The organism is Streptomyces sp. NPDC047982, from assembly GCF_043204165.1.
Lineage (GTDB): Bacteria > Actinomycetota > Actinomycetes > Streptomycetales > Streptomycetaceae > Streptomyces.
The window spans coordinates 1-12045 of record NZ_JBIDBS010000020.1 but is presented as its reverse complement, the minus strand read 5'-3'; the positions used below and the strand labels follow the sequence as shown (position 1 = coordinate 12045).

Below are 12045 nucleotides of genomic sequence, written 5' to 3'. Positions count from 1 at the left end.
GCACGCCCATCCCACCCCCGGCCGGTCCGGCCCCTTCTCCGGTAGCCCAGGTCTCTCCCATGCCTGGGGCGTACGGACCAGGGGCCGGGGCCGGCCGGTCCACCTGTTTCAGTGACGGTGACCATGGCGAGCGACATCCCCGAGGAGACGACGAGCTTTGTCGGACGGAAAGCGGAACTTGCCGGTCTCGAACGCACCGTCGCCGCCCACCGGCTGACCACCCTCACCGGCAGCGGAGGCGTCGGCAAGACCAGGCTCGCCGCCCGCGCGGCACGGCAGGCGGCGTCCGCGTACCGCGACGGGGCCTGCTGGGCGGACCTGTCCCCGCTGCACGACGACAGCCTCCTCGTCGCGACCGTCTCGGACGCGGTCGGGCTGTGCGACCACACCCTGCGCATGCCCATCGACGCGCTGTGCGAATGGCTCGCCGACAAGCAACTGCTGCTGGTCCTCGACTCCTGCGAACACCTGCTCCCCGCCTGCGCCCACCTGCTCGGCGAGGTCCTCACCACCTCGCCCGGCCTCACCGTGCTGGCCACCAGCCGGCAGCCCCTGGGCCTGCGGGGCGAACGGCCCGTCGAGGTCGAACCACTGCCGGTCGAGGGCGCGGGCGACGCACTGACCCTGTTCCGGGACCGGGCCGTCGCCGCGGCCCCCGGACTCGCCCTCCACACACCCGCCGACGCCGAGGCCGCCGCCGAGATCTGCCGCCGCCTCGAAGGCATCCCGCTCGCCATCGAACTCGCGGCCGGGGCCCTGGGCGAGGAGAGTGTCGAGCAGGTCGCCGCACGGATCCGCACCCGCTTCGACGTGCCGGCCGACGACTCGGCCCTGCCGCCGCGCCACCGCACCCTGCGCACCGCCATCGGCTGGAGCCATGAACTGTGCACCCCGCCGGAACGGCTGCTCTGGGCGCGACTGACCGTCCTGCGCGGCGACTTCGACGAGGCCACCGCCCGCGAGGTCTGCGCCGACGGACCGCTCACCGCGGACGGGGTCACCGAGGCCCTGGACGGCCTGGTCGCCAAGTCCGTCGTCCGACGGGACGGCGCACGCCACCGGATGCTCGACACCCTCCGCGACTACGGGCGGATGTGGCTCGCCGAACTGGGCGAGGAGCGGGCCGCCGCCGACCGGCACGCCGCCCGTTTCCTCGGCCTGGCCCGCCAGGCCCACGCGGGCTGGACCGGCGACGACCAGATCATCTGGTACCACCGCATCGCCGAGACGCACGCCGACCTGTGCGCGGCCCTCGACCATCTGCTGGTCCACGACGCCGCGGCCGCCCAGGAGATGGCGGGCCGGATCGGCTTCTTCTGGTGCTGCTGCGGCCATCTGCCGCAGACCCGCGACTACGCCCGGCGCGCCCTGGACGCCGGTCCGGCGCAGGGCCCCCACCGCACCCGCGCCCTGTGGGTCCTGGGCATGACCGTCATGCTCCAGGGCGACTACCCGACCGCCCGCCGCCTGGGCCGGGAGTGCACCAGGGCCGCGGACCGCGACGGCACCGACGAGGGCGTCCTCGCCGCCGCCTACCTGTGCGGCCTCACCCATCTGATGACCGGACGCCCCGAGGCGAGCCTGCGCCGGATCGACCAGGTCCTGCGCGTCACCGACGCCGGAACCCGGCTCGAAGCGGCCTACCGGCTGCGATGCCGTCTCATCACCGTCTTCGCCCTGACCAGCCTCGGGCGACTGGACGAGGCGGCCGAGGCCGCCCGGAACCTGCGCGCCGTCTGCGAGGACCAGGACGAGCGCTGGACCCGCAGTTACGTCGACTACCAGCTCGCCCTGATCGCCCTGTTACGGGGCGACGCCGAGACGTCCGCCGCCCATGCCCGCGCGATGCTCGCGGGCAAGCACCATCTGCGCGACCGTTTCGGCATCGCGCTCGGGCTGGACATTCTGGCCGCGGCGATCGCCGCCCAGGGCGCGGGCGCCCGCGCCGCCCGGGTGTACGGCACGGGACAGGTCTACTGGCGCATGGTCGGCCACCCGCAGCGCGGCACCCCCGAACTGGGCCCGCTGCGCGAGGCGTGCGAACGCAGGGCCCGCGAGGCCGTCGGCGACGCCGCCTACCAGCGCGCCTTCGAACGGGGCCGGACGGACAACGCGGAGGTCGGCCTGGCGGCGGCGCTCCAGGGCGAACTGCTGACGTAACGCGAGGCCGCCGGGCACCCCCTGCCGCGGCGCCCGGGCCGCAGGGTCCGTCACGGCGTGCCGGTTCGCGGGCCCGTCGCGGCAGGCGCGCGTTGCCCGGGAACGGCCGGTGCGGCCGGCGCCGCGGGCGCCAGCGCGGAGAGCCGTTCCAGCAGCTCGCCGAACGGCCCGTCCGCCGGCTCCTGCGCGAGCACCCGCAGCACGATGCCCGCCATCTCCGTGTCGTACGCGGCACTCACCGCGACCAGCGCCGCGAAGTCGTGCACCAGTTGCGTCTCCAGCTCCTCGCGCGGGACACGCCGCCCGTCCAGCCAGAGCAGCGCCGTCGACTCGGCCAGCGACACCCACGAACGCACGACCAACTCCAGTCGTGCCGAGGGGACGTCGACGCCGAGATGGGCCAGGATCTGCTCGTACGCCGCCTGCCGCACCCCGTCGATCACCGCGTTGGCCGTCGACGAGCCCGCCGCGGGTCCGCCCCGCATCAGGGCCGAGAATCCCGGGCCGTGCTCGTCGACGAAGTCGAAGAACCGCTTCATCACCCGCAACAGCCGTCCCCCGAGCGGCCCTTCACACGGCTCGACGAACCGCTCCGACAACTCGTCCGCCGCCCGCCGCAGCGCCGCCTCGTACAGGCTCTGCTTCCCGGGGAAGTAGTGGTAGACCAGGGGCCGCGAGATCCCGGCCGCGACCGCGATCTCGTCGATCGACACCTCGTCCGGGGTGCGGTGGCTGAACAACTCCAGCGCGACATCGATCAGTTGCCGCCTGCGCTCCTCGACGCCCATCCTGCGCCGCACCCCGGTCGTCATGGTGGACAGCGTACCGAGGCAGGGGCGTCGACGAGGGGAACCGGTCCTCGGCCGAGGGCGCCGGCGGGACCGCGTGGCGGGACGACGGCCCGCCGGGCTCGGGGGAGCCCGGCGGGCCGCGCCCGGATCAGACCTGGCCGGCCTTCTCCAGCGCGGTGCAGCAGGTGTCGACGATCAGCCGCGTGACGACGTACGGGTCGACGTTGGCGTTCGGCCGGCGGTCCTCGATGTAGCCCTTGCGGTCCCGCTCGACCTGCCACGGGATGCGGACCGAGGCGCCGCGGTCCGAGACGCCGTAGCTGTACTCGTTCCACGGGGCGGTCTCGTGCAGACCGGTCAGACGGTCGTCGATGCCCGCGCCGTAGTTCTTCACGTGGTCCATCGGCTTCGAGCCCTCGCCCATCGACTCGCACGCGGTGATGATCGCCTCGTAGCCCTCGCGCATCGCCCTCGTGGAGAAGTTGGTGTGCGCGCCCGCGCCGTTCCAGTCGCCCTTGACCGGCTTCGGGTCCAGGGTCGCGGACACGTCGAAGTCCTCGGCGGTGCGGTACAGCAGCCAGCGGGCGACCCACAGCTGGTCGGAGACCTCCAGCGGGGACAGCGGGCCGACCTGGAACTCCCACTGGCCGGGCATCACCTCGGCGTTGATGCCGGAGATGCCGAGACCCGCCCGCAGGCAGTTGTCCAGGTGCTTCTCGACGATGTCGCGGCCGAAGATCTCGTCGGCGCCGACGCCGCAGTAGTAGCCGCCCTGCGCGGCGGGGAAGCCGCCTTCGGGAAAGCCGAGCGGACGGTGGCCGTCGAAGAAGGTGTACTCCTGCTCGATGCCGAAGATCGGCTCCTGACCGGCGAACCGCTCCGCCACCTCACGCAGCACGGCACGGGTGTTCGACGAGTGCGGGGTCAGGTCGATGTCGAGGACCTCGCACAGGACGAGGATGTCGCCGCCGCCCCGGATCGGGTCCGGGCACGAGAACACCGGCTTGAGCACCAGGTCGGAGGAGCGGCCCTTCGCCTGGTGGGTGCTGGAGCCGTCGAAGCCCCAGAGCGGCAGCGCCGCCACCTCCCGCGAGGCGTCCCCGGCCATGATCTTCGTCTTCGAACGGAGCTTGGCGGTCGGCTCGGTGCCGTCGATCCAGATGTACTCGGCCTTGAACGTCACGGAAGCCATCCTTTGCGGGTCCTGCGGTGGTGCGGTTCGGTTTCTGCCGTCCACAGACTCGCAAGCCGCGATTTCCCGTCCGTTGCCCGCGTGTGAACCCCGTGTTACCTAGTGCCGCATCAGGCAACGTTCGCCCCGTCGCGACGCCCGGCACGCCCTCTCGCCGCACCGGCCGAAAACCCAAGTACGTCCCGTACGAGGGCTTCCGGCCGACACACCGAGAGCACGCACCGGACGCGCTCCTTGACGGGCAAACGTGCCTGCCGCGGCACTAGAAGCCGTCGCTCCGGGGACGACCGGGTGCGAACCCGGTGTCACCGAGGAATTCCGTCCGGCGCCCGGTGTCTGAGCAGCGATGCGAAACCGGCGGACCGGATCCGGCGCCGCAGCTCCTGCTCACTGGTGCCCAGCGCCGCTGCCGCGTCCGCGAGCCGCCAGTCCGCGGCGGCGAGCCGGTGCAGTAGATGGCCGCGCCTGATCTGCGCGTCCGACAGCCGGAACGTCTTCAGGTACGTGACCCGCCCCTTGTGGTCGGTGATCGTCTCCCCGATGTGCCGGCCGTCCCCGTCGAGCCGGAACGGCGGCAGGAACCGCCACAGCGTGAACGAACCCATCCGGTACACCCGGTCGAAGGCGTACGACGTGTCCAGCAGTTCACGGGCGAACACCGTGTCGTGCGCCTCGGCCCACGCCCGTTCCTGGGCCCGCGCCGCCGCCCGCAGGGCGACGAGCGTCCCCAGATGCGGACCGTCGTCGATCCGCGCGGTGAAATCCGCCACCGGCCCGCCGTACAGCGCGTGGTGGTGGACCAGGTCCCCGTACAGGTCCTGGACCAGCGAGCCGTGCAGCAGCCGGTAGTCGTCCGGATGCGGCACCACGAACGCGGCGGCGAGCGCGTCGGCCGCGTACACCATCACTCCGCACTGGCCCGGATGGATCTCGAAGATCCGCAGCGCGTCACCGAGGCCGTGCACCGACCACCCCATGTACGCGCTCTCGGCGCGCGGCGAGAGCCCGTCGCGCAGCGCCTGGCGCGACCACTCCTCCCAGGCGACGGAAGGGCCCCCGAAGTGCAGGGCGAGATACCCCTCCAGGGCGAGATGCAGCGGCAGGAACCGCAGCCGGTCGCCGGGCTGCCGCCTGGCCATCCGGTGGTGACGGCCGCGCGGGAGCCGTACGGTCCGGGGCGGCCGGTCCCGCGACGTGTCGCCCGCCCCGGGACCGAGCTGCGTACCGTACGCGGCGGTCTGAGCGGCCTCGCCGGACCAGTCGGCGACGAAGCCGTGCGGGATGTACGAGACATAGTGCGTGCGCGGGCCGACGTCGACGACACCGGTCCCGTGGCCCCGGTAGACCTCCCGGTGCAGCCGGAGCCCCTCGACGGGCTCCTCCCGGACCAGCGGAACCAGCCGGATGCCGCCCCACACCTGGGCGGGCCGGGTGACGAGCCCGGTCAGTTCGAGCCGGTTCACGACACGACTCCCGCACCTTGCGCGTCGCCCGTCCCACGGGTGCCGGCGGCGGGGGGCCCGGCGACGGCGACGGGATGTCCCCCGACGAACCGTTCGACCCGGCCGTCCAGATAGGCGTACAGGGCGTCCGCCCCGCTGCGCCCCTCGGCGAACCGGGCGATCTCCACCAGGGCCGGCAGATCCTCCGCGTCCCGGATGCCGGCGGTGGGCACGCCCGGCGCGAGCCGGCGCACGTCGAAACCGTCCGCGTCGTACACCGGGTTCACATGCACCACCGCCGTGCGCCGGTCCGGATCGAGCCGGGTCCGCCACACCCGCAGCACCTCGCCCGCGAGACCCGGCGGCGCGTTGTCCCAGCCGTCCGACACGATGACCAGCCGGTCCGGGCCGTGCTCCAGGGCGTCCAGCACACGGCTGCCCAGCGGCGTCGGCCCCCACGGCCTGGCCAGCAGAGGATCGGTGCCGCCCGAGGTCCACAGCGCGGTGTACCCGCCCGGCGCGGACAGCGCCTCCAGCAGGAAGTGGCAGGCCAGCGCCACGGCGAGCGGGCGGCGCCGCTTCTCGCCCGACCCGGACGACGAGTGGCTGTCGTCCAGCACGCCCGCCACCTTCCCCCAGCTCCCGGCCTGCGGGCCCGCCGCACGCCGGGCGGCGGCGCGCAGCGCGCGCGTCAGCTCCGCGCGGTGCGCCGACCGCACGTCGAGACCGAGCGACAGCACGTACAGGGCGAGCCGGGTCAGCGGCATCACCGTCAGATCGACGTCCGCGGGCAGCGGTGCCAGGGCCACGGTGCCGCGCCGCGCCGAGGCCCGCAGCCGTTCCACGCTCCGCAGCCGCTCCAGCCGGGTCATCCGTGGAATCATCCGCTCCAGGAGCACCTCGCGCTTCATCCCGTGCCGGGCGGCGAAGCCCTCGGCGACGGTGAACGGCAGTTCCGCGACGGCGCCCTGCTCGTAGTGGGCGCGCCGCCACGCGTCGAGCAACGGGTGCCGGTAGCGGGGCCGCCGGCCGGGCCGGAACAGGAAGTCCCCCACTTCGCCGGCCTCGTCGGTCCCAACGGAGCCGGAGCCGGGGTCGGTGTCGGTGTCGAACCGGAAGTGGACATGGCGGGCGGCGGTCCTCAGACCGGTGCGGTATTTCACCGCGTCGTGCGCCGGATCCGGCCGGGCGGCCAGCCAGTCGCGCATGATCGCGCGGGTGCGCCGGTTGTTCACCCCGGCCGCGCGCAGCGCCCGGAACAACCGGTAGACGCGCTGCGGCGGCAGCTTCGCCAGCCGGGCGGCGATCAGCCGACCCTCGGCCCGTTTCTCCTGTGCCGTCGCCTCGGCGGATGTCTCCAGCAGCCCCTGGACGATGCGCACGGCGTTGTGGTCGTTGATGTCGAGGGCCAGCGCGGCGGCGTACACCCGGCGGTAGTTGACGCGTACGTACGCGTGGAGGAAGTCCAGCGAGAGCCGCTGCTGCTGAGCCGTCGAGCGGAACTCGCGCTGGCCGGTGGCGGTGATCGCCGCGTTCACGAAGAGGAGTACGTCCTCCGCCGCGACGAGACCGGCGCCGACGCCGGGGCCCGTGGCCGTGCTCGTGTGCGTGCTCGTCATGGATCCCCCCGTGGCCTCGCGCGCCGCCGTACGCGGGGGCGGCGCGGCGCCGGCCGGGGAATGGGGGCGCGAACAGCGAAATCTTTGCTTCAGAGGCAAGTCCCGGAAGTCGCGGCCGGAGTCCCGCGGCCGGCCCCGCAAACGTATCCGGCGACCTCACCTCGTGCCAACCGCGATACGGGTCCGGGGCGGCACGCCCAGGGTGCCACGGCACGGGTCTGGAACGGCCCGCTCGGTCACGGGCCCGGATTGCCCCCACCGTTCGCTCCGTTCTCCCGCTCCGTTCTCCCGGTCCGTCCGCGTTTCCCGAATTACGGGCCCGGAACGGGGGACCGGGCAGACTTGCCCCATGACGACACATTCCCCGATTCCTCTGCGCGTCGGCCTCGTCGGTACGGGCCCCTGGGCCAGGAACACACAGGCACCCGCCCTCGCCGCCCACCCCGACGTGGTCCTGAGCGGCGTGTGGGGTCGCCGCCCCGAGGCGGCGGAGGTGCTGGCCGCCGCCCACGGGACCACGGCGTACAGCGATGACACGGGCCTCGACGAGCTCTTCGCGGCCAGCGACGCCATCGCGTTCGCCGTGCCGCCGGATGTCCAGGCCCGTCTCGCCGCCCGCGCCGCGGCGACCGGACGCCACCTGCTGCTGGACAAGCCGGTCGCGACCACCGTCGCGGGAGCCCGCGAGGTCGCCCGGGCCGTGGAACGGTCCGGGGTCGCGTCCGTCGTCTTCTGCACCCTGCGGTTCGCTCCCGCCACGGCCGCGTGGATCGAGGAACAGGCGGCCGTGGACGACTGGTTCACCGCCCGCGCCCAGTGGATCGGAGCGCTGTACGCCCCCGACACCGCCAACGAGTACGCGGCCTCGCCCTGGCGCCGCGAGAAGGGCGGACTGTGGGACGTCGGCCCGCACGTGCTGTCGGTCCTGATCCCGGTGCTGGGCGACGTGACCCACCTGATCGCCGCCCGCGGCCGGGCCGACACCACCCACCTGATCCTCCGCCACACCTCCGGCGCCTCCAGCACGGTGACCCTGGCCCTGGGCGCGCCGGTGGGAGCGGTGGGCACCGAGATCGAGCTGCGAGGCGAACAGGGAGTCGTCGCCCTGCCGCGATGGAGCGACGCGGTCGGCTCGTTCCGGGCGGCCGTCGACGCGCTCGTCGAATCGGCGCGCACGGGGGAGTCGCATCCGTGCGACGTACGGTTCGGGCTGCGCCTGACGGAACTGCTGGCCGAGGCGGAGGAACAGGCGGGGAAGCGGTAGGGGAGGGGCGCGGGTACGGGGTGGGTGCGGGGGAGACGCCACAGCGGTGGCGGGTCAGCGGCGGCCGGGCGGGGCGGGGAGCAGGGGAGTCCGCGCGGCCACCGGGCGCGCCCGGCCCCGGCCAGTGCCCGGCGGCCCGCTGGTGCCCGGTGCCCGCGCCCGTCCTCAGCGCCCCAGGGCCTCCCGTACGGCCTCGTCCGTACGGGCCACGACGGCGGTCCCGTCGTCGGCCGTGATGATGGGCCGCTGGATCAGCTTCGGGTGTCCGGCGAGCGCCGAGATCCACCGCTCCCGCGAACCGGCCTCGCGCGGCCACTCCTTGAGCCCGAGCTCCTTCGCCTCGGCCTCCTGCGTACGCGTGATGTCCCACGGCTCCAGTCCGAGCCGGTCCAGCACCTCCCGGATCTCGTCCGGCGACGGCACGTCCTCCAGATAGCGGCGGACGGTGTACTCGGCGCCCTCGGCGTCGAGCAGGTTCACCGCGCTGCGGCACTTCGAACAGGCGGGATTGATCCAGATCTCCATGGTGCCAACGGTACGGGAGAAACCCCCCAAAGTGCCGCTGGCCAGGGCCGATTGTCAGTGGTGGGCCGTAAAATAAAGGGAGTTCGTGAGGGTTCCACAACCGTGCCAGGAGGATGCCCATGGCCGTTGCCGCAGTCACGACCGAGCAGTACCACAAGCCCTTGCGGAAGAAGCCGCTCCCCGCGGGCCGGCCCCGCGAGTGGTACGTCACCCACAACCGCCGCCTGAAGGCGATGCGCCTCGCGATCGCCCTGCTCGACACGGGCGTCTACTATCCGTCGACCGCGACCGACCGCAGGATACGCGCGACCGCCGAGCGCATCGGCATCCACCCGCCGTCCGACACCACCTGCCGCATGGTCCGCTCCCTGATCCGCTACGGCCGCTGACGGCCGTCCGCCGACCCGCCCGTCTGCTCCTCACCCGGAAGCCCGCGCGATCGGGCGAGGCCCGCACATCCGGCAGCGCAGGGGACGTACGGGCATCCCGAACCGGACACCGCACGTATGAGGGCCGCTGCCTCCACTCGGAGGCAGCGGCCCTCATACGTGTCGGATCCCGAAGACCGCCGGGCGGCCGTCGGGATCCGACACTCGCGCTCTACAGGTCGTAGTACAGCTCGAACTCGTGCGGGTGCGGGCGCAGCTGGATCGGGGCGATCTCGTTGGTGCGCTTGTAGTCGATCCAGGTCTCGATCAGGTCGGCCGTGAAGACGCCGCCGGCCTGGAGGTACTCGTTGTCCGCCTCCAGTGCGTCCAGGACGGCCGGGAGGGAGGTCGGGACCTGCTGGACGTTCGCGTGCTCCTCGGGGGCCAGCTCGTAGAGGTCCTTGTCGATGGGCTCGGCGGGCTCGATCTTGTTCTTGATGCCGTCGAGACCGGCCATCAGCAGCGCGGAGAAGGCGAGGTACGGGTTCGACGACGGGTCCGGGGCGCGGAACTCGACGCGCTTGGCCTTCGGGTTGGCGCCGGTGATCGGGATACGCATCGCTGCCGAGCGGTTGCGCTGCGAGTACACCAGGTTGACCGGCGCCTCGAAGCCGGGGACCAGGCGGTGGTACGAGTTCACCGTCGGGTTGGTGAAGGCCAGCAGCGACGGGGCGTGCTTCAGGATGCCGCCGATGTAGTAGCGGGCCACGTCCGAGAGGCCCGCGTAGCCCTGCTCGTCGTAGAAGAGCGGCTGGCCGTCGGCCCACAGGGACTGGTGGACGTGCATGCCGGAGCCGTTGTCGCCGAAGATCGGCTTCGGCATGAAGGTCGCGGTCTTGTTGTTGCGCCAGGCGACGTTCTTCACGATGTACTTGAAGAGCATCAGGTCGTCGGCGGCGGCGAGCAGCGTGTTGAACTTGTAGTTGATCTCGGCCTGGCCGGCGGTGCCGACCTCGTGGTGCTGGCGCTCGATCTCCAGACCGCTCTTCTCCAGCTCCAGCGACATCTCCGCGCGCAGGTCGGCGAAGTGGTCGACCGGCGGGACCGGGAAGTAGCCGCCCTTGTAGCGGACCTTGTAACCCCGGTTGTTCTCCAGCGCACCGGTGTTCCAGGCGCCGGCCTCGGAGTCGATGTGGTAGAAGCTCTCGTTCGACGACGTCTGGAAACGGACGCTGTCGAAGACGTAGAACTCCGCCTCGGGGCCGAAGTAAGCAGTGTCGGCGACACCGGTGGAGGCCAGGTACGCCTCGGCCTTCTTGGCCACGTTCCGGGGGTCGCGGCTGTACTGCTCGCCGGTGATCGGGTCGTGGATGAAGAAGTTGATGTTGACGGTCTTGTCGCGGCGGAACGGGTCGACCCGGGCGGTCGACAGGTCCGCGCGCAGCGCCATGTCGGACTCGTGGATGGCCTGGAAGCCGCGGATCGACGAGCCGTCGAAGGCGAGGTCGTCGGCCGGGTCGAAGGTCGCCGCCGGGACCGTGACGTGCTGCATCACTCCGGGCAGGTCGCAGAACCGGACGTCGATGAACTTGACGTCATTGTCCGCGATGTACTTCTTCGCGTCGTCGGCGTTCTGGAACATCCAACTCCTCCTACTCCCGACCCGGGAGGGACGGGGTCGTAGCCCATCGTGCGGCCAGTGCGGTGGCACGCGCTGCTCCCGACCATAGGCAGACCGGATTTCTCAATCATGACCCATTTGTTTCGCAGAAGTTAACCGGGCCGTGCGCGGATGGTGCCTCTCGCCTGGCCGGGCGGGCCGCGGACCCGCCCGGCCGGGTGCGCGGGCGGGCGCAGTACCGTGGTCGGGTGGACAAGAGGCAAGCAATCGGATCGTGGCTCTCCGGACCGCGCGCGGCCGCCGAGGAGATGGGCGTCGACTTCGGCTACCGCGGCAAGCGGCTCGGACTGCCGGAGGACGGGCCGGGGTCCGTGGCCCCGCTCGGCCGGCGCTTCGGCGCCCTCTTCATCGACTGGGCCCTGTGCATGCTGGTCGCGTACGGGCTGTTCGCCCGCGGTGACCAGCAGGCGGCCGGGAACTGGGCCCTCGGCGTCTTTCTCGTGCTGAGCGTGCTCACCGTGGGGACCATCGGCTGCACGCCCGGCAAGCGGGTCATGGGCATCAGGGTCACCGCGGAGAACGGCGGCCGGCTCACCTTCGGGCGCGTCGTCGTCCGCAGCCTGCTGCTGTGCCTGGCCGTACCCGCCCTGGTCTGGGACCGCGACGGGCGTGGCCTGCACGACCGTCTGGCCCGCGCGGTCCAGGTCCGTATCTGACCGCCGACGGCGAAGACGAAACCGACGGCGACGGCGAAACCGACGGCGACGGCGAAACCGACGGCGCGAGGCGACGTTGCAGGCGTTGGACGAAGGACGTGGGAGGACGAGGGGGGGGGGGGGGGGGGGGGGGGGGGGGGGGGGGGGGGGGCGGCGGGGGGGGGGGGGGGGGGGGGGGGGGGGGGGGGGGGGGGGGGGGGGGGGGGGCCCCCCGCCCCGGGGGTCCACACCCCCCGGGCCCCCGCCCTCCCCGCCCCCCCCCGCGTCCGGGTGCACCGGCCGATCCCCGTCAAGGGCGGCGCCGTGCAGACCTCGAAGGTCGCCGCGGTGTACGACAAGGGCAAGGC

Annotated in this window: 10 protein-coding genes; 4 read left to right on the top strand and 6 right to left on the bottom strand. The window is 72.8% G+C overall.

Annotation, left to right across the window (positions count from 1 at the left end; genetic code table 11):
- Positions 1–123: 123 nt before the first annotated feature.
- Entirely contained in the window at positions 124–2160 is a 2037-nt protein-coding gene (locus ACGF2V_RS23485) for an NB-ARC domain-containing protein (protein WP_362620258.1), read from the top strand.
- A gap of 50 nt (positions 2161–2210) precedes the next feature.
- Here ACGF2V_RS23485 and ACGF2V_RS23480 read toward each other — a convergent pair whose 3' ends face one another.
- The 4 genes from ACGF2V_RS23480 to ACGF2V_RS23465 form a co-directional block, all read right to left on the bottom strand.
- A complete protein-coding gene (locus tag ACGF2V_RS23480; RefSeq protein ID WP_362620256.1) occupies positions 2211–2972 on the bottom strand; it encodes a TetR/AcrR family transcriptional regulator in 762 nt (253 codons plus the stop codon).
- Between the two features lie 127 nt (positions 2973–3099).
- Positions 3100–4134 carry a glutamine synthetase gene (gene glnII / locus ACGF2V_RS23475; protein ID WP_362620255.1) on the bottom strand — a complete coding sequence of 345 codons (1035 nt, stop codon included), beginning with the start codon at positions 4132–4134 and terminating at the stop codon, positions 3100–3102.
- Positions 4135–4448: 314 nt separating this feature from the next.
- Positions 4449–5606 carry a hypothetical protein gene (locus tag ACGF2V_RS23470; protein WP_362703996.1) on the bottom strand — a complete coding sequence of 386 codons (1158 nt, stop codon included), beginning with the start codon at positions 5604–5606 and terminating at the stop codon, positions 4449–4451.
- Positions 5603–7204, bottom strand: a complete 1602-nt coding sequence (locus tag ACGF2V_RS23465) for a hypothetical protein (RefSeq protein WP_362703994.1) — start codon at positions 7202–7204, stop codon at positions 5603–5605. Before ACGF2V_RS23465 ends, ACGF2V_RS23470 begins: the two co-directional genes overlap by 4 nt.
- 349 nt (positions 7205–7553) lie before the next feature.
- Here ACGF2V_RS23465 and ACGF2V_RS23460 point away from each other — a divergent pair, with 349 nt between their 5' ends.
- The gene (locus ACGF2V_RS23460; RefSeq protein ID WP_362620250.1) at positions 7554–8468 is read left to right on the top strand and encodes a Gfo/Idh/MocA family oxidoreductase; all 915 of its coding nucleotides are present in this window, start codon (positions 7554–7556) and stop codon (positions 8466–8468) included.
- 165 nt (positions 8469–8633) lie between these two features.
- Here the strand turns inward: ACGF2V_RS23460 and ACGF2V_RS23455 are convergent, their stop codons facing one another.
- A complete protein-coding gene (locus tag ACGF2V_RS23455) occupies positions 8634–8993 on the bottom strand; it encodes an arsenate reductase family protein (protein WP_362703991.1) in 360 nt (119 codons plus the stop codon).
- Between the two features lie 119 nt (positions 8994–9112).
- Between ACGF2V_RS23455 and ACGF2V_RS23450 the strand changes: the two genes are divergently transcribed.
- Positions 9113–9382 carry a hypothetical protein gene (locus ACGF2V_RS23450; RefSeq protein ID WP_362620246.1) on the top strand — a complete coding sequence of 90 codons (270 nt, stop codon included), beginning with the start codon at positions 9113–9115 and terminating at the stop codon, positions 9380–9382.
- A 211-nt stretch (positions 9383–9593) separates the two neighbouring features.
- Here ACGF2V_RS23450 and glnA read toward each other — a convergent pair whose 3' ends face one another.
- Positions 9594–11003: a type I glutamate--ammonia ligase gene (gene glnA / locus ACGF2V_RS23445; RefSeq protein ID WP_362630887.1), complete on the bottom strand. Its 1410-nt coding sequence runs from the start codon at positions 11001–11003 to the stop codon at positions 9594–9596.
- A 227-nt stretch (positions 11004–11230) separates the two neighbouring features.
- Here glnA and ACGF2V_RS23440 point away from each other — a divergent pair, with 227 nt between their 5' ends.
- Positions 11231–11698 (top strand): RDD family protein, encoded by a 468-nt coding sequence (locus tag ACGF2V_RS23440; RefSeq protein WP_362630890.1) that lies wholly within the window; start codon positions 11231–11233, stop codon positions 11696–11698.
- Positions 11699–12045: the final 347 nt, after the last annotated feature.